The organism is Candidatus Microthrix subdominans, assembly GCA_016719385.1.
Taxonomy (GTDB): domain Bacteria; phylum Actinomycetota; class Acidimicrobiia; order Acidimicrobiales; family Microtrichaceae; genus Microthrix; species Microthrix subdominans.
Genome location: JADJZA010000010.1, coordinates 241,314 through 260,272, shown reverse-complemented (window position 1 = coordinate 260,272; position 18,959 = coordinate 241,314). Strand labels below are relative to the sequence as shown.

Genomic DNA, 18,959 nt, shown 5'->3' with positions numbered 1-18,959 from the left:
GGCCGCCACAGTGGCCCACCACCCGTTACTCAGCCGCACGCCCACGGGCGGCCTTCCGGCAGCAGCTCCCCGATGCCCAGGCCCCAACAAACCGCACTATCTTCTTCAACAAGATCGTGGCGGGATCCACGAAGCGACCACGGGACCGGTTCCAGCAGGGGTCGGCCCCGTCGTCGCGATCTGGGTTACCCAGTGTCTGTCGGGAGGCCGACCCGGGCTCGGGGTCGCCGGTACGCTGCGACCTATGAGCCACCAACCGCTGTCCCATGAGGTGAACCCGAGCGACGTGTTGGCGTTGGACGCCCTGCTCGACGACGACGAGGTGCTGTTGCGCGACACCGTGCGGCGCTTCGTCGGCGACCAGATCCTGCCCGACGTCGCCGATTGGTACGAGCGGGGCACCTTTCCCAAGGAGATGGCCACCGAGTTCGGGAAGCTCGGCCTGCTCGGCATGCACCTCGAGGGCTACGGCTGTGCCGGCACCAGCGCCACCGCCTACGGCCTGGCCTGCCTGGAGCTGGAGGCAGGCGATTCGGGGGCTCGCAGCTTCGTGTCGGTGCAGGGCAGCCTGGCGATGTTTCCCATCTGGGCTTTTGGTTCCGAGGAGCAGAAGCAGCGCTGGCTGCCGGCGATGGCGGCCGGCGAGGCGATCGGCTGCTTCGGGCTGACCGAGCCGGACTCGGGGTCGGACCCGTCGTCGATGCGCACAGTCGCCCGCCAGGTCGAGGGCGGCGACTGGATCCTCGACGGGACCAAGATGTGGATCACCAACGGCTCGGTCGCCGACGTGGCCGTCGTGTGGGCAGCCACCGACGACGGCGTGCGGGGCTTCGTCGTCCCCACCGACACGCCGGGCTTCTCGGCGCCGGAGATCCACAAGAAGCTGTCGCTGCGGGCGTCGATCACCTCCGAGTTGGTCATGGAGCACGTGCGGCTGCCGGCCGACGCAGCCCTCCCCGGCGTCCGAGGCATGAAGGGGCCGCTGTCGTGTCTCAACGAGGCCCGCTTCGGCATCCTCTTCGGTGCCTGCGGCGCCGCCCGGGCCTGTTACGAGGCGGCGTTGGACTACGCCAACGATCGGGTGCAGTTCGATCGACCGATCTCGTCGTTCCAGCTCACCCAGCGCAAGCTGGTCGAGATGATGGTGGCAGTCCAGCGGGGCACGCTGGTGGCGATTCACCTGGGGCGCATGAAGGACGCCGGCACGCTGGCGACCCCGCACGTCAGCTTCGGCAAGATGGACAACGTCGCCATGGCTCGGGAGGTGGCGAGCACCGCACGCTCCGTGCTGGGCGCCAACGGCATCACGCTGGAGTATCCGGTGATGCGCCACATGAACAACCTGGAGTCGGTGTACACCTACGAGGGGACCAATGAGATCCACACGTTGATCCTCGGCCAGGCGATCACCGGCCAGGCGGCGTTTTCGTGAGCAACACCACCACCGCCGGACCTCCCCAGCCCGGCCACCCGACCGCCACGATTACGTCGGCCGATGGCCTGGAGCTGGGGCTGTGGCACCTCGGCGGCGAGGGCCCGCCCCTGTTGCTCGCCCACGCCACCGGGTTCGCCGGTGGCCTGTGGCAGCCGGTGGCCGCCCATCTGACCGGCCAGGCCTCGTGCTGGGCGGTCGACTTTCGGGGCCACGGCCACTCCCCCGCCACACCAGACGACATGGTGTGGACCCGGGTCGCCGAGGATGCCATCGCCGCCGCGGAGTACATCGTCGAGGCCACCGGTCAGCCTGTCGGTGCGGCCGGACACTCGATGGGTGGCGCCGCCGTGCTGGCTGCGAGCGCACGCCGACCGGAGCTGTTCACCGCAATCTGGGCCTACGAGCCGATCATCTTTCCGCCGATCGAAGAGTTTGACCTCCCTCCCGGCATCGACCTGCCCGACCCCGAGGACAACCCGCTGGCGATCGGCGCCCTGCGCCGCCGGGCAACGTTCGACGACCGTGTGTCAGCCCGCACCAACTTCTCCACCAAGGCGCCGCTCAACGTGTTCTCGGCGGCGGCAATGGAGGCCTACCTCACCTGGGGTTCGGCCCCGTCGATGCCGGCTCGGACGCGCCGGATGGTGCAATCACGCTGCGCTGCGCACCGGAGGTGGAGTCCCGCACCTACGTCGAGGGATCGAGGCACTCGTTCTGGCACGAGGTGCCCTCGATCGAACACCCGGTCACCGTGGCACTGGGGCGTGTCGAGGCCTTCACCCCATCGGGCTTCGCCGGCCACATCGCCGATCACATCCCGGGCGCCGTGCTCGAACCGCACCCCGACCTGGGCCACTTCGGCCCCATGCAGGTGCCCGACGCCATCGCCGCCTCAATCGCTACCGCCGTGTTGCCGGCCTGACTGCGACGCCGCAGTAATCGCACCCATGCTCGATCTGGGTGGCTTTACGTCCTAGCGGGTGCAGTAAAGCCACCCAGATCGACTGCGGGTGCCTTTGCTGTGGCCGATCACAACTCCGCGGGTGTTGCCAGTGACCGGCGGAACCGCGGCTGCCGTCGGTACGCGACGCAGGCCGACCTGGGAGCGAAGCGCTCGCAGGTCGGCCCGGGTCGTTGGGGAGAGCTGTTGCTGCTAGGCCTTGAACTGGTCCGGGAACTGGGCGATCACCCCGGCGCTCAGCATGTCGGCCATCTCCACCATGTGCGCCTCAGCCAGGCCGTAGTTGGCGATGGCCTGGGCGTAGTCACCCTGGAGCATGTCGGTGGCATAGACCAGGGTCTGGTCGATGTGGGTTGCCATCATGGCTTCCATATCGGCCTTCGGCCAGTTGGTCGGGTTGGCGTCGGCCAGGAAGTCGCCGATGGCTTTGGCGTTGGCGTACTCAGCGGTCACGGCCTGGTTGAGGGCGTTCGAGTCACCGGCCTTGGCGGCGGTCAGCACGGCCACGGCTCCCGAGATGTGCTCCTGGAGCAGGGTCGTCAGCTGGTCGGCAGCGGCGTCACCGTAAAAGGGCCTCACGGCGTTGCCGATATCCACCTGGTTCTGCAGGAGCCGGTCGGCGGTGGCCGGGAACCCGGGCGAGTCGACCGCAAAGGCGGCGACGGCTGCGTACGTCCACTCCATGTGCTGCATCCACAGGGTCTGCATGCCCTGGTAGAGGGCGTTCTCCGAAGCGTTCCGGGTTCCGGGCGGCATCGGCATGGGGTCGGTCGTGGTCACCGTGGTGGAAGTTGGATCTGTCGGCGTCGGGGCGCTGGTCTGGCCGGTTTGGCAACCGACGAGCAGGCTCGCTGAGAAGACGGCGGCGGCGCCGAGAGCGACGAGCCGACGTGGCGTTTGGCGATGTGAGTCGTGCTGGCGGTTGGAACGATGGATGTTCATGAGTGGAGGTCCTTTTCTCTCGTTGGGCGCCGGAACGAATTCCGGTCGCAGGCCAGTCGCTGCCCACTGCCAATGTGCGGTTCGAACATCGTGTGGGTTCGGTTGGTCACAACAAGTAGGTGTGCCGCCTCGGCAGGTTCTTACCGCGTTGCACCGACTTTTCTGCTGAGCCGAACCGCACACCCCGGCCGTCCTTTCGCCGTTGCGGGTCGATGTCCGTTCGGTGATACTGGTGGCAAGGACCCAACGTGGAGCAAGGACCGAGTGCCTGTGCCTGAACGCATTGCCAGCGAACTCCTCGACTCGCCCGCTCCAGCCGTCCCGGTGGCCGACGTTTCCAATCAGGTGTGGCCCGAGTTGTTGCTCGCCACCGGTCCCGCCTACGACGCAGCGGTGCGGAGGCTCCACGAGTTGATGACCAAGGCGGCCCATCACCAGGTGTCCTACATGTCGCCGGACCTTCCGGTCATCGGTGGCGTCCGGGTGGACGAGATCGTCAAGCAGGCGGCGGACGAGGCCACCGTGGCGGCCCTTGGCAAGCTCGCTTCCTTCGAGGGGCGGAGCCGGTTCACGACGTGGGCCTACAAGTTCGGCATCCTGTACGCCTCCAACGAAGTGCGTCGCAACATGTGGCGCCATCGCGAGGTCAACCTCGACAACCTCCCGGAGTTTGCCGGCGCCTTCACCTCCCCCGAGCAACACGTCGAGCACCTCGAGTTCGCCCGAGCCGTGGAATCCGCCATCGAGACGGTCCTGACCCCGCACCAACGCAAAGTGGCCGTCGCCCTGCTCGTCGAGGGGATCCCGATCGACGTCCTTGCCGAGCGGATGGGCACCAACCGAAATGCTCTCTACAAAACCGTCTTCGAAGCCCGGGCCCGCCTTCGTGCCCACCTCACCGCAGCGGGCTACTTCGGCGGTCCGATCGCAGTACAGGTGAGCTCATGACCTCCAGACCTCTCCCCCACCTCACCGACGAACAGGCCCAGCGCTTCGTGGTGGATGCCCGTCCGTGGATGTCATGCGACGAGTGCTTTGAGCACCTCGATGAGTACCTCGACTGCTCGGCGACGACCGACTTCGAGTGGCTGCCGGCCATGACGGCGCACTTGACCGGCTGCCAGGTCTGTCGTGAAGAGGTGGAATCGATGCGCGTTCTGCTCGCCGACACCAACTGACAGTTCGAGCATTCTCGAGCGGACGCCCGGATCGCGAGGCGCCCTGGCGGCCCCGGTCCGGACTTCACGTGGGTTCCTGCCAGCCTGCCATATTCAGGCGGGTTACTCCTGCTGCGTCGCCGAGCTGGGTTAGCCTCCTTGAGTCATGGATCGCCAGATGGCGCACCTCGATGTTGGGCTTCGGTCAAATCTCGGTGAAAGCTGTTGGCTGAGCGCTCCTAGCCGAGGCCGGTCCCATCTGCCCTGCCGTCCTCGCCGAGGGGGTGACCGACGTTGGTACTGCGCCATTGGCCTGCCAGAGCGGCCCATTGGTACTGAAGACGGGTCCAGCGGTGGCGGCCTGTTGGCTCTTCGGCTGCCAGCCCGGTGTCGGAAGCGGTGCGCATCGAAGAGGTTGACGATGACAGCGACCTCTAAGGGCGCTACCCATCGACGTCCGAGAACCCTCCTCGCCTCCCCAGCCGGACTGCAGATGCGTTCCTGAACCTGGGGTGCGGTGGGTCGAGCTTGGGGTGTCTGGATGCGAGCAGATCGAGGGTGGACGAAATCGGGACTGGGCGATCGATCGGAGCCGCTCGGATCCGTGGCGACATCGGGGCTGCTCCCAAGGTTGATTGCATAGGTCGGGTAGTTCGGCAGAGGACGGTCGAAGAGATGGACCGGCAGGTTGGAGGTGATGCCACCGTCGGAGAACCAGCTTCGAACAATTGTTTCTCCAGACCCGGCTGCGGTGTCAGACCGTACAGAGGTGCGGAAGCCCGGGAACGAGGCTCAAGCGGGTCCGATGAGCGAGTTCGGGGAGTTCGGGCAGCAGGCGTAGGCGCCAACGCCGGCGTTGTCTGGCCAGGGTCAACCGCGTGCCCCAGTCGATGCTGACAACGCAGCGGAGTCCGGAGACTCCTCCGGGTCGAACGCCCAGATCCGGCTTCCGATGGCGTGTGCTCCGCCTCCTGGCTACAGGTTGGTGGTGATGGCGACAAACTGGGCTCCGGCACCTGCTACCTCGCCGTGGGTGACGGGCACCGAGGTGAGCTTTGCCTGGGACCCGTCGCCACGCCCGGCCAAGCGCTGCAGCCCGTCGTAGAGCCAGTCCGTGAGAGTGTGATGCCCTCGCACAGGCCGGCGTTCTTCGTGGAAGGGTTCGACAGAAACCGCCACGACTACTCCATGGCGACCGCCACGGACGAGGTCGAGGCGCTTCTGACGATGAGGACCCCGGACGCGTCGCCACCAACCCGCTGGTCGGCAATGGTCCCGATGCCAACGGATTCCGGTACTCGAGCAGGAGCTCGCAGGACCAGGCTGTGGCGTCGACCGACCGGACTCTTGCCATAAGGGTGCCCAAGCAATCGGTCATCCCAACTTCTTCGACCTTCAGGGGGTCGAAGATCGGACGTGTCCGCCGTCCACCGTGCATGGAGGGACCTGGTGTGATCGCAAAGCCCGGCAGCGGCGAGGAGGCCGAACCTTGCCGTCCCGTGGTCCCTCGGCGAGACACACGAACGGTCGCCGTGGGCGAAGACGTAGCAATCGCGAAACCGGTGGATTCGGCAAGTGGTAGGCCCCCCCCCCCCTGAGGATCACCCTCGGTTCTGGTCGAGCACGGCCGTGCTCTGACCGCCCCCCCCAACCTCCTGATCCGTAGTCAGATGCTCACGGGCTGGCGGCCGCCTCGGCTTCTCTCCTCGCCTTGCGGGCGCGTTTCGCGGCCCTGACGCCCTGGGAGATCGTGCGCCACATGTGATCCGGTCCGAGGATCTCGTGGACGCCCGAAGCTTCGAGCACATTCCGGGTCCCGTGGATGACCCTGACGAGATGCACGTCGATCCCGTGTCGATGCAGGTGCTTGATCAACTCCGCCAGCGCGTCGGCACTGGTGGTGTCGAGCTGGTTGGTGGCCTCCAGGTTGATGATGACGGCATCGGTACCGGGCTCGGCCTCGATCTCCGTCGTGATCAAATCAACTGCGGCGGCCGCGTTCACCCAGAACACCGGCTTGGTGAGCCGAAGCACGAGGATGCCGCTCACGGTGCGGTTCTTGGGATTGCGGTCGACCGACCCCCACGCCGCCTTCTCCTCGCGCACCTTGCCCAGCACATCGACTTCGATCCGGCTAGAGCGATAGATCAGGCCCAGGATCGATTGAGCGATGGCCGCCAGAAGCCCGTACAGGGTGCCCAGGGCCAGCACGCCGACGAGCGCCGCCATGGATCCCACAAAGTCGTTTCGGCGGATGCGTTTGTAGCGGCGGATCGAGTTGAGGTCCATGAGCGGCCACACCGCATGAACGACGACGGCCGCCAAGACCACCCGGGGCAAAGCACCCAACGATGGGGCGAAGAACAACACCACGAAGATGACCAAGCCCATGGTGGCCAGGCTGGTCAGCGGGCTGCGGCCTCCGCTGTTGTCGGCCGCAGCGGTCTTCGACAGGCTCCCGCCCACACCGATCCCGCCGGAAAATCCTGCGGCGACGTTGGCCGCCCCGGTGCCGATGAACTCACGGTTGGCATCGATGTGGTAGCCGTTCTGGGCAGCGAACAGTCGGGAAGCGCTCAAGGTTTCGGCCAGGCCCACCATGGCCAGGGCGGCACCGCTGGTGATCAGACCGCCCATCTCGGCAGGGACAGGTCGGGCACGGCGAGGCCCGGCAGGCCGCCCGGCACCTTGCCGATTTCGGCGATCCCCGCGGCCGGGAAGTCGACGAACCGGGCGATCACCAGCCCGCCGACGACCACGATCAGACCCCAGGGCACCACCTTGTTGATGCGAGGTCCCAGGAACAGCACAGCGAGGGCCACCCCGCCGACCGCTGCATTTCGGGGTTGGATTTCGTCCAGGTGTCCGGCGATGCCACTGATCCTGTCAATGAAGTTTCCAGAGCCGCGGGGCAACCCCAGCAACGTGGGGATCTCGCCCACCACGATCAGTATCGACAAACCGAACACGAAGCCCGTCACGATTGGTTTGGAAAGAAAATCGGCCACCCAACCGAGCCGGAGCAGCCCTGCGACGATCAGGATGAGCCCCGAGACGACCGCCAACGCCGTCACCAGCGCCAGCGCCTCCTCGGGGGATTTCGCCCCGTGCGACGCGACGATCGACCCGGTCAGCACCGAGACGGTGGAGACCGGCCCCACGATCAACTGGGGGGAGGATCCGACAAAGGCGTACACAAACAGCGCCAACGGCAGGGCGTAGAGGCCTGCCTGGACCGGCGCGCCGGCAAGCGCGGCATAACCGAGGGACTGCGGCACCATCAGGGCCGTCACGACGAGCGCCGCAATGAGGTCTCCGCGCAGGGTCGAACGGTTGAAACGACGCCGGAGAGCCGCGCCAAGGGTGCCTGAGGCCGCGAACGGTGGCCGGCGAGATTCCTTTGTAAGCGCGGTCACCAGATGAACCTACCGCCGCCGGGGGCCGAGCGGAGGCTCTTTGCGTCGGTTGGTCGAGCCGTCCGCGACGTCGAGCGGTCAAGACTGTCACCACCCTCTCGTACCATGGACGCCATGGCCTTCGATCTGCCCACCACCCTCAGCCCGTCCAAGGTCGCCACCTTCACCGACTGTGCATTGTCGTTCCGGTTCTCCGCCGTCGAGCGGCTGCCCGAGCCGCCGTCGATTCCGGCCGAGCGCGGCACCCTGGTGCACCGCGCTCTCGAGCTGCTTTTTGTTCTCCCCCCGGCGGAACGCACCCCTGAGGCCGCAGCCGCCTGCCTTGACCAGGCGGCGCTCGAGGCGTGGGACGATCCCGACGTGCAGGCGCTTGGCCTCGACGACGCCGGCCGGGCCGAGTTTCAGGCCGAGGCGGCCGAGATGACCCAGCGGCTGTTTCTGCTCGAGGATCCCAGCCAGGTGAACGCGGTCGGCCTCGAGCTGCGCATGGAGACCGAGCTGGCCGGTACCCGGCTGCGGGGCATCATCGACCGCCTCGAGCTGACCGTCGACGGCGAACTGGTCGTCACCGACTACAAGACCGGACGCCCACCGTCGGAGCGCTACGAACAGTCCAAACTGGGTGGCGTGCACTTCTACTCGCTGCTGTGCGAGCGGGTGCTGGGCCGCCGCCCCGCCCGGGTGCAACTGCTGTTTCTGGGCAAGAACCCCCAGGTGATCGTCGCCACGCCCAGCGACCAGTCCACCCGTGGGCTGGAGCGACGCGTCGGAGCGATCTGGTCGGCGGTCGAGCGGGCCTGCGAACACGAGGACTTCCGGCCCAAGCCGGGCCCGCTGTGCAACTGGTGTGCCTTCGCCAAGTACTGCCCCACCCAGGGCGGCGATCCAGCGCAGGCCGTCGTCGAGCTGGGCGTGAAGCCGCCCCGAGCCGCCTGAGGCAACACGCCCGGAACCGCTGCCCGGCCAGCCGTCTAGCTTGATGAGCTTCGCAGGCACCCAACGGGTATCGGGTGCCGAGCCGCCCGACCTTCCGGAGCCAACGTGAGCACCCTCCCAGCTGATCCCATTCCCGAGCCCGGCCAACCGGTTGGAGTTGCCCTCGAGCCCAAGTCCAAGGGGATCATCCCGGTTCCGGCCTGGATGGACCACCTCGATGGGACGATCGACTCGGCCTGGGACCGCCTCCGGGGCCATCACCCGGTCGACCGGGCGGTGTTCGGCCTGACCGAGTCGGCCAACCACAGCCTGGTGTGGGCGGTGCTCGGCGCGGCCCAATCGCTGCCCCGCCCCGATCGTTGGAAGCGGGTGGGGCGCTTTGCCGCCGCAATGGGCATCGAATCGGCCCTGGTGAACGGGCCGCTGAAAGCGCTGGTGCTCCGGCCTCGCCCGGTTCCCCGATTCAAGGAGTGGACGCTGCGCACCCCGCGAACCTCGTCGTTTCCCAGCGGCCACTCCAGCGCAGCATTCTGCGCTGCGGTGCTGCTGTCCGACGACAGCGACGTGCCCACGCCGGTGTGGTTTGGCCTGGCCGGGGCGGTGGCGCTCAGCCGGGTGCACGTCGGCATCCATTGGATGGTCGACACGATTGGCGGCGGGTTGATCGGATACGCACTCGGCAAGGCGGCGCTGCGCTTCGTGCCGCTCGACGACTCACGGCAACCACCCCGGACCGCCTGAGGAGTGCGCGGGGTGCCCGAGCGCTCCCCCACCACAGCGGCAGAACCAAACCAGGCGCTCAGCAATCGCCCAGCAACCTCACCTCGGCACCACGGCTGTCGGCCTGCCTACCCTGTGTGGATGGCCGACAGCGATCAATCGTCTCAGCAGGCCGCCGACACATCCGGCGACCGGACCCCGGCGTCCGGGGTCGAGCGCATGAACGACCTCGAGTACCTGATGTGGCTACTCGAGTCCGACCCGCTGCTGACCGCCCAGTTCGCCAACCTGACCAAGCTCGACTCGGTTCCCGACATCGAGCGGCTTCGGGCCCGCCTGGACCGGGCCGCCCAGATCGTGCCCCGGCTGCATCAACGGGTGGAGGAGGCACCGGCGCGCCTGGCGGCGCCGTCCTGGCGTCGCGACCCCGACTATCACATCGATCGCCATTTCCGGGTCACCGCGCTGCCCGAGCGCTACCGCCGACCGGGCGGGCTGGAACAGTTCGCCTCGGACCTGGACGGCGAGCCGCTGCCCCGCGACCGGCCGCTGTGGGAGTTCGTGCTGGTCACCGGGCTGGAGGACGGCCGAGCGGCGATGGTGCAGCGCATGGATCACACCGTGACCGACGGCGAAGGCGGACTGCGCATGTCGATGGCCTTCATCGACCTGGAACGCGATGCCCCCAACCCGCCGCCGGTCGAGCTGATCGAGCAGGCCGCAGGTGGCCTGCCCCTCGGCGAACTGTTCGAAACGATGGGCCACGCCACCCGCAAGACACTCGACCGCACCAGGACCAGCATTGCCGAGGTGTTGGATCACGTCCGCCACCCCACCCGGCTGGCCGAGACCGGCGCCGACGTGATCGACATCGCCTCCTCGCTGGCCCGCCAGGCCAGAAGCGTCGAGCGGCGTCTGAGCCCGCTGTGGACCGACCGCTCGACCGGCCGGGCGATGGCAACGATGGACTTCCCGCTCGACCGGGTGATCGAGGCGGCGCGCTCCGCCGGCGTGACGGTGAACGACCTGTTCTCCACCGCCGTCGTCGAGGCGGCGGTCCGCCTTCACGTCGACGCCGGTACCACGCCGACCGAGTTTCGGGTGGCCGTGCCGATCAGCACGCGAAGCGGCACCTCGGGCGGCAACCTGTTTGCGCCGACACTCACCATCCTCCCGGCCAGCCCCGACCTCACACCGGTGCAACGCCTGCAGGCCATCTCCGAGGTGATGACCAAGGCCAAGGGTGAGCGCTCGGTGGCTGCGATGGGCTCGCTGGCCTCGGGCGCCCGGCTGGTGCCCACCCCCCTGCTGACCCACGTTGGCAAATGGGTCACGTCCAACATCGACCTGGTCTTGTCCAACCTGCGCGCCGCGCCCTTCGACACGTTCATGGGCGGCGCTCTGGTCGAGGCCAACTACCCGCTGGGCCCGCTGACCGGGGCGGCGGTGAACGTCACCACCATGAGCTATCGCGGCGTGATGAACGTTGGGATCCACGCTGATACAGCGGCGGTCAAGCGACCCGATCAACTCGCCGAAGCGATCGCCGATGCCTTTGAGGTGCTGACGGCCTAGCCCGGTCGGCACCGACCCCGCGAAGCGCGCCCAACCCCGATCCATCGTGCGGCAGCTGCGGCCCGCCCAGCCGCTGTCCGATCAGTTGACCAGGGACTCGCTTTCGAGGTCCTGCAACAGCATGCGCACGTCGAGCAGCAGGTCGGCGACCTCGCCGGCCGGCATGAGGCGCCGCTCGTTGATCCCGCCCAGCCCGCGATCGACGAGGGCCTTCAACTCGGACAGGGTGCTTTCGGTGGTGGAGTCAATGGTCGTCTCGGTCACGTTGGTCAGTCTACGCGGGAATTCCAGAGCGACAAGCAGCCCCTCCACGCGGGGCTTGGGTACCGTGCGGCGATGACCGCTCACACCGTCACCGAGCCGACCGCCGCACCCGACGCTGTACGACGCCGAGCGCCGGGAATCACCTTCGCTTCGTTCCAGCCGCTCGGCATCGACGCCGGCCTCACGGCGGCGCGCTGGGCCGAGGAGCTGGGCTTCGCCAGCTTCTGGACCGCCGAGACCACCGGCCTGGAGGCCTTTGCCACCCTCTCCGCCGCCGGTTGCGCAGCCCCGACGCTGGCACTGGGCACCGGCGTGCTGGCGCTGCAGCTTCGCACCCCGCTGCTGGCCGTCCAGGGAGCGGCCACGCTGCAGGCGCTGTCACCCGAGCGGGAGATCAACCTGGGCGTGGGCATCTCCTCCACGGCGGTCGTCGGCCGCTGGCACGGCGCCCGCTACGGCGACCGGCCGCTGGCCCAGACCAGGGAATGGCTCGAGCTCGCCCGGCCGCTGCTCGGTGGCGACAAGGTGACCCACGATGGTGACCACTACGCCGTGGGCCCCACCCGGCTGGGCGTGCGCCTGGGCGAGCGGCGGCCCCGCCTGGTGCTGGCTGCACTGAACGAGAGGATGCTGCGCCTGGCCGGCGAACTCGCCGACGGGGTGCTGTTGAACTACCTGCCGGCCTCGGCGGTGCCCTGGTGCGTCGAGCAGGTGCGCCAGGGCGAGTTGGCCGCCGGGCGGCCGCCCGGTTCGGTGCGCGTGTCGGCCTACGTGCACGTCGGCGTGTGCGATCCGGGGGCCGCCCGAGCCAAGGCCCGTCGCGACCTGTTTGGCTACGCCGTCGTGCCCGCCTACGCCAAGGCGTTCGCGCGGGCCGGCTTCGCCGACGAGGTGGCCGCGCTCGGCGCCGCGTTCGAGGCCGGCGATCGCAGCGCCGCCGAGGCGGCGATGAGCGACGAGATGATCGACGCCATCAACATCTGCGGCGACGCCGAGACCGTCGCCTCGGCCGTCGATGCGTACGAGGACGCCGGCGTGGACGAGGCGGTGATCATGCCGCTGCCCTGGGGCGAGGACCGCCTGGGAACGATCCGGCTGACGATGGAGGCGGTGGCGCATCGCGACACGGGGCGGAGCGGCGACGCCCGGCGGGAGCGCCTCGAGCTGGCCGAGTCGGCGTTCCGCACCCACGGCCACCAACTGATCGACTGGGTGGCCGACTACTGGCGTCGCACCGACGACCTGCCGGTCGGCCCGTCCGTGGAGCCCGGGTGGGTGCGGGACCAGCTCGACGCCCACCCGCCCGAACACGGGGGCGACCTGGCCGGTGCCGTCGCCGACCTGGACCGGGTGATCGTCCCGGCGCTCACCCACTGGCAGGCGCCCGGCTTCTTCGGGTACTTCCCCGCCAACGCCAGCCCGCCGGCGGTGCTGGCCGAGCTGGTCTCGGCCGGGTTGGGCGTGCAGGGCATGTTGTGGGCCACCTCCCCGGCGGTCACCGAGCTGGAACAACACGTGTTGGACTGGCTGGTCGAAGCGTGCGGGCTGCCGGAGGACTTCCGGCACCGCCGCAGCGACGGCACCCCCGGGCCGGGCGGCGGGGTGATCCAGGATTCGGCCTCGTCGGGCACGCTGTGCGCCATCCTGGCCGCCCGCCACCGCCTGGGGGTGGGTGTTGCGACCGTGAGCACCGAGGGCGGAGCCACCGCCGACGCCGTGCCCGACAACCCATCGTCGGCCGACCCGGTGTCCATCGAATCGCTTGTCGTCTACGGCACGTCCGAAACCCACTCGTCGCTGGAGAAGGACGCCCGCGTCGCCGGCATTCCTGCGGCGCGGGTGCGGGCGGTGCCCACCGACGGCGTGCTGGCGATGGACCCCGAGGCGCTGGCCACCCTGATCGAGGAGGACCGGCGCGCCGGCCTGGTGCCGCTGCTGGTGTGCGCCACCTCGGGCACCACCTCGACCGGGGCATTCGACCCGGTCGAAGCGATTGCCGACGTCACCGAACCGCTCGGCATCTGGTTGCACCTCGACGCCGCCTGGGCCGGATCGGCCGGGGTGGCGCCCGAGCTTCGCTGGGTGAGCGACGGGGTGGAGCGCGTCGACAGCTACCTGTTCAACCCGCACAAGTGGCTGCTCACCAACTTCGACTGCTCCACCCTGTGGGTGCGCAACCGGGCGGCCCTGACCGAGGCGCTCAGCATCGTCCCCGAGTACCTGCGAACCGCCCAGTCCGAGGCGGGCGAGGTGGTCGACTTTCGAGATTGGCAGGTGCCGCTCGGCCGGCGCTTCCGGGCCCTCAAGCTGTTCTTCGTGATGCGCCACTACGGCCTGGAGGGGCTGCGAGACCACATCCGCACCGCCATCGCCGATGCCGCCTGGCTGGAGGAGGCCATCGTCGCCCACCCCACGCTGGAGCTGGTCGCACCGAGATCGCTGGCGCTGGTGTGTGTCGCCCATGTAGACGGTGACGAGGCCACCGGGCGGCTGCTCGAAGCGATCGCTGATGATCCCCGTTACCTGTGCACCCGCACCGTCGTCGCCGGCCGCGTGGCCGTGCGGGTGGCGGTGGGCAGCCCCGCACCACCCGAACGACGATCGAGGAGTTTTGGGCGTTTTTGGCGGCCGCAGCCGCGTAGGGTTCGGAGATGGAACTCGCCGAGCAAACGATCGTGATCACCGGCGGAGCGAGCGGCATCGGTGCCGCCCTGGCCCGCCGCTTCGCCGAGGAGGGCCCGGCCAACCTGGTGCTGGCCGACCGCAACCTCGACGGTGCGCGGGCCGTCGCCCAGGCGGTGGCCCCCGGGGTGTCGGGCCAGTGCGTGCCCCGGCAACTCGACGTCGGCCGGGACGGGGCCAACGAGGCGCTCGTCGCCGACGTCGAGAACAACGTCGGCCCGATCGATCTGTTCGTCGCCAACGCGGGCATCGCCACCGGCGCCTCCGAGCAGGCGGACGACGGCGTCTGGGGCTCGATCTGGGACATCAACACCATGGCCCACGTGCGGGCCGCCCGGGCCCTGGTGCCGCTCTGGCTGGAGCGGGGCGGCGGCTACCTGTTGACCACCGCCTCGGCCGCCGGCCTGCTGACCAACCTGGGCGACGCCCCCTACTCGGTCACCAAGGCCGCTGCGGTGGCGTTTGCCGAGTGGATCTCGATCACCTACGGCGACCGGGGCATCAAGGTGTCGTGCCTGTGCCCCCAAGGGGTTCGCACACCGCTCCTGTTTCCCCCGGGCGAGGACGGCGAGGACACGCCGCTGGCCGCCGACGTGGTGCGGTCGATGAACATCATCGAACCGGAGGAGGTCGCCGAGACGGTGCTCGCCGGGTTGGCCGACGAACGGTTCCTGATCCTGCCCCACGAGGAGGTGGGCCGCTACGCCGCCCACAAGGGCACCGACCGGGAGCGGTGGATGGCCGGCATGCGCAAGCTGCAGGCCTCACTGGAAGGCTAGGGCCCGGGGGGTGCCTGGATCGTCGCCGGGTTGCCCAGCTGGGTCAGCTCGAGCACCCGGGTGACATCGCTGGGCGACACGATGCCCGCCAAAGTGTCACCGTCGTACACCAGCGCCCGCTGGTCGGCCGATCCACTCAGCCGGGTGATGACCGGCCACAGGGGCTCGTCGACCTGACAGGTCACGAGTTCCACCGGCGGCGCTGCGATCTCCATCGCCGGTGTCGTGGCCCGGCGATCCGCCGGAACCGACTTGACGCGGGCAATGGTGACGAGGCCGGTGACGGCGCCCTCCCGATCGACCAGCGGAAAGGTGGAGCATCGATGATCGAACATCCACCCGTCGATCAACTGGCCAACGGTGACGGTTGCGGGAACCACGACCGGGTTCGGTGTCATGGCGGACCGCACGGTCACTCCATGCAGTTGATCGTCAAGCATGGACTGCGAGGCCTCCGCCTGAGCGGCCGACAACAGGAACCACCCCAGGAACACAAACCAAAGCCCACCGACGAACCCGCCGATGAGGAACTGCAGGAGCCCCAGCCCGATCAGCACGTAGGCAAAGAGCCTCCCGGCGTTCGCGGCACTGGCCGTGGCACGGCGCTTGTCCCCATGGCGACCCCACAGCCACGCGCGCAGCACCCGCCCTCCATCCAACGGGAAGGCCGGCACCAGGTTGAACACCGCCAGGCTGCCGTTGAACCAACCCAACCAGCCGAGCGCTGCACCCGCCAAGGCCGAGCCGCCCACGCCGTCGACCAGGCGGGTCAGCGCGAAGAACCCGACGGCGATCCCCATGCTGGTCGCCGGACCCGCCGCCGCAATCTTCAGTTCGGCTTGGGCCGACGGCGGGTCTCCGGTGAACTTCGATACCCCACCGAAGAGCCACAAAACGATGCCCTCGAGGTGCACGTCGTATCGGCGGGCGACCACCGAGTGGGCCAGCTCGTGGGCGAGCAGGCACATGAAGAAGGTGACCGCCGCCAGCACGCCGGAGATCCAGTACGAGGTGGTGCTGTAGCCGGGTGCGACCACCGGGAAGCGCTCATCGGCGAGGCTCCACGCGATCAGCCAGAGGATCACGATGACACTCCAGTTCGCCCCCACCTTCACGCCGAGGATGCGACCGAACGAGAAGCTTTGATGCATACCTGGTCCTTTCAAGTTGAGCGTCGATCCCTTCGGCGACCCAGCCGTTCAGCAACGCCTCCAGGTGATCGGGGCCACCGTCGTTTCCGTCCCAGGACACCGCCTCCACCCGGTACCCGGCGGGGGTCCGCTGGCCCGTTCCCGAACTCACAGCCCCAACCGGACCATCCGCAAGCCCGGCCCCGCAAACCGACCGAGGTTCTCATCCGCCATGGGCGTCAACCTAGCGATGCCTCTGCGTCGGCGTGAGGCCAAGGGTCCCCAACCAGACGGAGGCTACGCTGATTCGGCGGACGGTGGAGGACCGCACGTGACCGGGCGACGCGAGCCAACCAGACGTGACGGCCTGACCGAGGCGGAGGTCGCCGCGCAGCGGGTTCGGGTCGGGCCCAACGAGATGCCTCCTCCCGAGCGGGTTCCGGCGTGGCGCAAGCTCGTTGCCCAGTTCGTTCACTTCTTCGCCCTCATGCTGTGGGCTGCGGGCGTGTTGGCGATCCTGGGCGGACTGCCGGAGTTGGGCGGGGCGATCTTCGTGGTCATCGTGATCAACGGCGTCTTCGCATTCGTCCAGGAGCATCGGGCCGATCGAGCCGCCGAGCGTCTCCGGGACCTGCTGCCTCAGAGCGTCACGGTGATCCGTAACGGCGTCCCTACTACGATCCTCGCCACCGAGGTGGTGCCGGACGACCTGGTGGTGCTCGCCGAGGGTAACCGGGTCAGTGCGGATCTTGAGTGTGTCGAGAGCCACGGGCTTTCGGTGGACGTGTCGACGCTGACGGGCGAGAGCGTTCCGGACTCGGTGGCTGTGGGCGACACGCTGTACGCCGGTTCGTTCCTGGTCGAGGGTCAAGGCCTCGCAGTGGTCAGCGCCACGGGTTCCCGCACCCGTTTGGCCCAGATCGCTGTACTGACCGAGAGCACCGATCGCCCTGATACGCCGCTCACGCGGGAACTGCACCGGCTCGTTCGAACCGTTGCTGCGATTGCCGTTGGCGTCGGGGCGACGTTTTTCGGGCTGACAGCGCTCCTGGATACCCCCGCCTCCGATGGGTTCATCTTTGCGATCGGGATCACCGTGGCGCTGGTGCCCGAAGGGCTGCTGCCGACCGTCACGCTGTCGCTGGCCATCGGCGCCCAGCAAATGGCCGATCAACATGCGCTGGTCCGACGGTTGGAGTCGGTCGAGACGCTGGGGTCGACCACCTTCATCTGCACCGACAAGACCGGCACGATCACCCAGAACCGGATGAGCGTTGCTCAGGTCTGGACCAGCGAAGGCCTCGTCCGCATCGACGGCAGCGGCTACGAACCCGCTGCCACGGTTGAGGCCGACGGTCCCGCCGCCCGCCGCGTGGCCGCCGACGCGGCGATCACAGCGCTCGCCTGTTCCACCGGTCGGGCAGTCGAGAACAGCGGGGTCTGGGTCGCTCACGGCGATCCGATGGAGGCCGCCATCGATGCGCTCACCCGCCGCCTTGGCCTCGATGCGGGCATGCCCGAGGCAGCGATCACGAACAAGTTTCCCTTCGATCCGCACCGTCGGCGGGCCTCGGTCGTCACGGACACCGAGGTCTTGGTCAAGGGGGCCCCCGACTCCGTCTTCGAACGCTGCGACGCCCTCGATCCATCGGCCCCGGCGGCCTTGGCGGCGATGGCCGAGCGTGGCCTGCGGGTGCTGGCCGTCGCAGCAGCGGGTCCACGGCCGGAGCGGGTGCCGACCACTGCCGATGAAGCCGAGCACGGTCTCAAGTTGCTCGCGCTGCTGGGATTCCAGGACCCACCCCGCCCGGAGGCTCGCGGGGCCATCGATGCGTGCCGTGCGGCGGGAATCGGTGTTGCGATGATCACCGGTGACGACCCGCGTACCGCTCGGGCGATCGCTGAGCAGGTTGACCTGCGAACCAGCGACGCACCCGTGCTGTCGGGGACCGACCTTCCCGACGATGATCAGCTGCTCGGCGCACTCATCGATCGGGACGGCGTGGTCATCGCACGCGTCAGCCCTGAGCAGAAGCTGCGCATCGCCAAGGCACTTCGTGCCCGGGGGCACGTCGTGGCCATGACCGGCGACGGTGTCAACGACGGGCCCGCCCTGCGCGAGGCGGACATCGGCGTGGCCATGGGCCTCACCGGCAGCGACGTGGCGCGGGAGGCCGCCGATCTTGTGCTGCTCGACGACAACTTCGCCACCATCGTCGCCGCAGTCAGACAGGGCCGGGCGACCTTCGAGAACGCTCGTCGGTTTCTTACCTACCACCTCACCGACAACGTCGCCGAGCTGACGCCCTTCGCCATCTGGGCGCTCTCCGGCGGCCGGTTTCCGTTGGCGCTCGGGGTCCTGCAGGTGCTGGCACTCGACATTGGCACCGACACCCTGTCGGCCGCCGCCCTCGGCGCCGAGCCGGCGACCGAGGGCGTCATGGCCCAGCCACCAAGTTCGGGGCGATTACTCAACCGAACGACGGCAATCCGAGCCTTCACAGTGGCCGGGCCCACGGAGGCCGTCTTCGAGATGGGCGCATTCATCGTCGGGCTCATGGCCGCCGGCTGGCGCCCGGGCGACCCCTTCCCGACCGGGATTCAACTGGCAGCGGCATCCGGAGCGGCGTTTCTCACCGTCGTCGTCGCCCAGAGCGCCAATGCCTTTGCCTGTCGCAGCCTCACGCGCCCGGCATGGAGGCTCGGATGGTTCACCAATCGGTTCCTCCTCGCCGCCGTCGTCGTCGAGGTCTGCTTAGCGGGGCTGTTCATCGCTGTGCCCGCACTCGCCAACTTCGTTGGGCAACGCCTCCCACCCGCCGCCACCTGGCCCGTCATCCTGCTGTCCGCACCGGCGGTTCTCGTCGCCGACGCCATGTGGAAGCGTCGCGCCGTCCGTGGGCCAGTGCGAGAAGGAAGCGAGCTACCACCCGAGCACGAGAAGCAGAGCTGACGATCGGCG

16 protein-coding genes are annotated in these 18,959 nt (G+C 68.7%); 10 read left to right on the top strand and 6 right to left on the bottom strand.

Annotation, left to right across the window (positions count from 1 at the left end):
- The first annotated feature begins 244 nt into the window (after positions 1-244).
- On the top strand, positions 245-1,432 hold the full coding sequence (locus tag IPN02_18595) for an acyl-CoA dehydrogenase family protein (protein MBK9298797.1): 1,188 nt from the start codon (positions 245-247) through the stop codon (positions 1,430-1,432).
- The gene (locus tag IPN02_18590) at positions 1,429-2,412 is read left to right on the top strand and encodes an alpha/beta fold hydrolase (GenBank protein ID MBK9298796.1); all 984 of its coding nucleotides are present in this window, start codon (positions 1,429-1,431) and stop codon (positions 2,410-2,412) included. The genes IPN02_18595 and IPN02_18590 overlap by 4 nt, the downstream gene beginning before the upstream one ends.
- Before the next feature lie 176 nt (positions 2,413-2,588).
- On the opposite strand, the gene IPN02_18585 is transcribed toward IPN02_18590, so the two are convergent.
- A complete protein-coding gene (locus IPN02_18585; GenBank protein MBK9298795.1) occupies positions 2,589-3,176 on the bottom strand; it encodes a hypothetical protein in 588 nt (195 codons plus the stop codon).
- A 432-nt stretch (positions 3,177-3,608) separates the two neighbouring features.
- Here IPN02_18585 and IPN02_18580 point away from each other — a divergent pair, with 432 nt between their 5' ends.
- Complete coding sequence (locus IPN02_18580) at positions 3,609-4,286, top strand: sigma-70 family RNA polymerase sigma factor (GenBank protein MBK9298794.1); 678 nt, start codon at positions 3,609-3,611, stop codon at positions 4,284-4,286.
- Positions 4,283-4,516 carry a hypothetical protein gene (locus IPN02_18575; GenBank protein MBK9298793.1) on the top strand — a complete coding sequence of 78 codons (234 nt, stop codon included), beginning with the start codon at positions 4,283-4,285 and terminating at the stop codon, positions 4,514-4,516. Before IPN02_18580 ends, IPN02_18575 begins: the two co-directional genes overlap by 4 nt.
- A 954-nt stretch (positions 4,517-5,470) precedes the next feature.
- On the opposite strand, the gene IPN02_18570 is transcribed toward IPN02_18575, so the two are convergent.
- The 3 genes from IPN02_18570 to IPN02_18560 all read right to left on the bottom strand — a co-directional run bounded on the left by IPN02_18570 (position 5,471) and on the right by IPN02_18560 (position 7,788).
- The gene (locus tag IPN02_18570) at positions 5,471-5,674 is read right to left on the bottom strand and encodes a hypothetical protein (protein MBK9298792.1); all 204 of its coding nucleotides are present in this window, start codon (positions 5,672-5,674) and stop codon (positions 5,471-5,473) included.
- A gap of 495 nt (positions 5,675-6,169) precedes the next feature.
- Complete coding sequence (locus IPN02_18565) at positions 6,170-7,132, bottom strand: STAS domain-containing protein (protein ID MBK9298791.1); 963 nt, start codon at positions 7,130-7,132, stop codon at positions 6,170-6,172.
- Entirely contained in the window at positions 7,120-7,788 is a 669-nt protein-coding gene (locus IPN02_18560; GenBank protein ID MBK9298790.1) for a hypothetical protein, read from the bottom strand. Before IPN02_18560 ends, IPN02_18565 begins: the two co-directional genes overlap by 13 nt.
- Before the next feature lie 237 nt (positions 7,789-8,025).
- Between IPN02_18560 and IPN02_18555 the strand changes: the two genes are divergently transcribed.
- From IPN02_18555 to IPN02_18545, 3 genes are all read left to right on the top strand, one after another.
- Positions 8,026-8,847, top strand: a complete 822-nt coding sequence (locus IPN02_18555; GenBank protein MBK9298789.1) for a PD-(D/E)XK nuclease family protein — start codon at positions 8,026-8,028, stop codon at positions 8,845-8,847.
- 105 nt (positions 8,848-8,952) lie between these two features.
- A complete protein-coding gene (locus IPN02_18550) occupies positions 8,953-9,588 on the top strand; it encodes a phosphatase PAP2 family protein (protein MBK9298788.1) in 636 nt (211 codons plus the stop codon).
- 120 nt (positions 9,589-9,708) lie between these two features.
- Positions 9,709-11,142, top strand: a complete 1,434-nt coding sequence (locus IPN02_18545) for a DUF1298 domain-containing protein (protein ID MBK9298787.1) — start codon at positions 9,709-9,711, stop codon at positions 11,140-11,142.
- A gap of 81 nt (positions 11,143-11,223) precedes the next feature.
- Here IPN02_18545 and IPN02_18540 read toward each other — a convergent pair whose 3' ends face one another.
- On the bottom strand, positions 11,224-11,406 hold the full coding sequence (locus IPN02_18540; protein ID MBK9298786.1) for a hypothetical protein: 183 nt from the start codon (positions 11,404-11,406) through the stop codon (positions 11,224-11,226).
- Positions 11,407-11,478: 72 nt separating this feature from the next.
- On the opposite strand from IPN02_18540, the gene IPN02_18535 reads away from it, so the two are divergent.
- Positions 11,479-14,085, top strand: a complete 2,607-nt coding sequence (locus IPN02_18535; GenBank protein ID MBK9298785.1) for an LLM class flavin-dependent oxidoreductase — start codon at positions 11,479-11,481, stop codon at positions 14,083-14,085.
- On the top strand, positions 14,058-14,867 hold the full coding sequence (locus tag IPN02_18530) for an SDR family oxidoreductase (protein ID MBK9298784.1): 810 nt from the start codon (positions 14,058-14,060) through the stop codon (positions 14,865-14,867). Before IPN02_18535 ends, IPN02_18530 begins: the two co-directional genes overlap by 28 nt.
- On the opposite strand, the gene IPN02_18525 is transcribed toward IPN02_18530, so the two are convergent.
- Positions 14,864-16,018, bottom strand: a complete 1,155-nt coding sequence (locus tag IPN02_18525) for a site-2 protease family protein (protein ID MBK9298783.1) — start codon at positions 16,016-16,018, stop codon at positions 14,864-14,866. The two genes, IPN02_18530 and IPN02_18525, sit on opposite strands and share 4 nt — an antisense overlap.
- A 229-nt stretch (positions 16,019-16,247) precedes the next feature.
- Here IPN02_18525 and IPN02_18520 point away from each other — a divergent pair, with 229 nt between their 5' ends.
- Positions 16,248-18,950: a cation-transporting P-type ATPase gene (locus IPN02_18520; protein MBK9298782.1), complete on the top strand. Its 2,703-nt coding sequence runs from the start codon at positions 16,248-16,250 to the stop codon at positions 18,948-18,950.
- The last annotated feature ends 9 nt before the right edge of the window (positions 18,951-18,959 follow it).

Excerpts from the sequence above, each read along its gene's own strand:
- IPN02_18595 (MBK9298797.1), top strand. The coding sequence starts at position 245 with ATGAGCCACCAACCGCTGTCCCATGAGGTGAACCCGAGCGACGTGTTG.
- IPN02_18575 (MBK9298793.1), top strand. The coding sequence starts at position 4,283 with ATGACCTCCAGACCTCTCCCCCACCTCACCGACGAACAGGCCCAGCGC.
- IPN02_18565 (MBK9298791.1), bottom strand. The coding sequence starts at position 7,132 with ATGGGCGGTCTGATCACCAGCGGTGCCGCCCTGGCCATGGTGGGCCTG.
- IPN02_18555 (MBK9298789.1), top strand. The coding sequence starts at position 8,026 with ATGGCCTTCGATCTGCCCACCACCCTCAGCCCGTCCAAGGTCGCCACC.
- IPN02_18545 (MBK9298787.1), top strand. The coding sequence starts at position 9,709 with ATGGCCGACAGCGATCAATCGTCTCAGCAGGCCGCCGACACATCCGGC.
- IPN02_18535 (MBK9298785.1), top strand. The coding sequence starts at position 11,479 with ATGACCGCTCACACCGTCACCGAGCCGACCGCCGCACCCGACGCTGTA.
- IPN02_18530 (MBK9298784.1), top strand. The coding sequence starts at position 14,058 with ATGGAACTCGCCGAGCAAACGATCGTGATCACCGGCGGAGCGAGCGGC.
- IPN02_18525 (MBK9298783.1), bottom strand. The coding sequence starts at position 16,018 with ATGCATCAAAGCTTCTCGTTCGGTCGCATCCTCGGCGTGAAGGTGGGG.
- IPN02_18520 (MBK9298782.1), top strand. The coding sequence starts at position 16,248 with ATGCCTCTGCGTCGGCGTGAGGCCAAGGGTCCCCAACCAGACGGAGGC.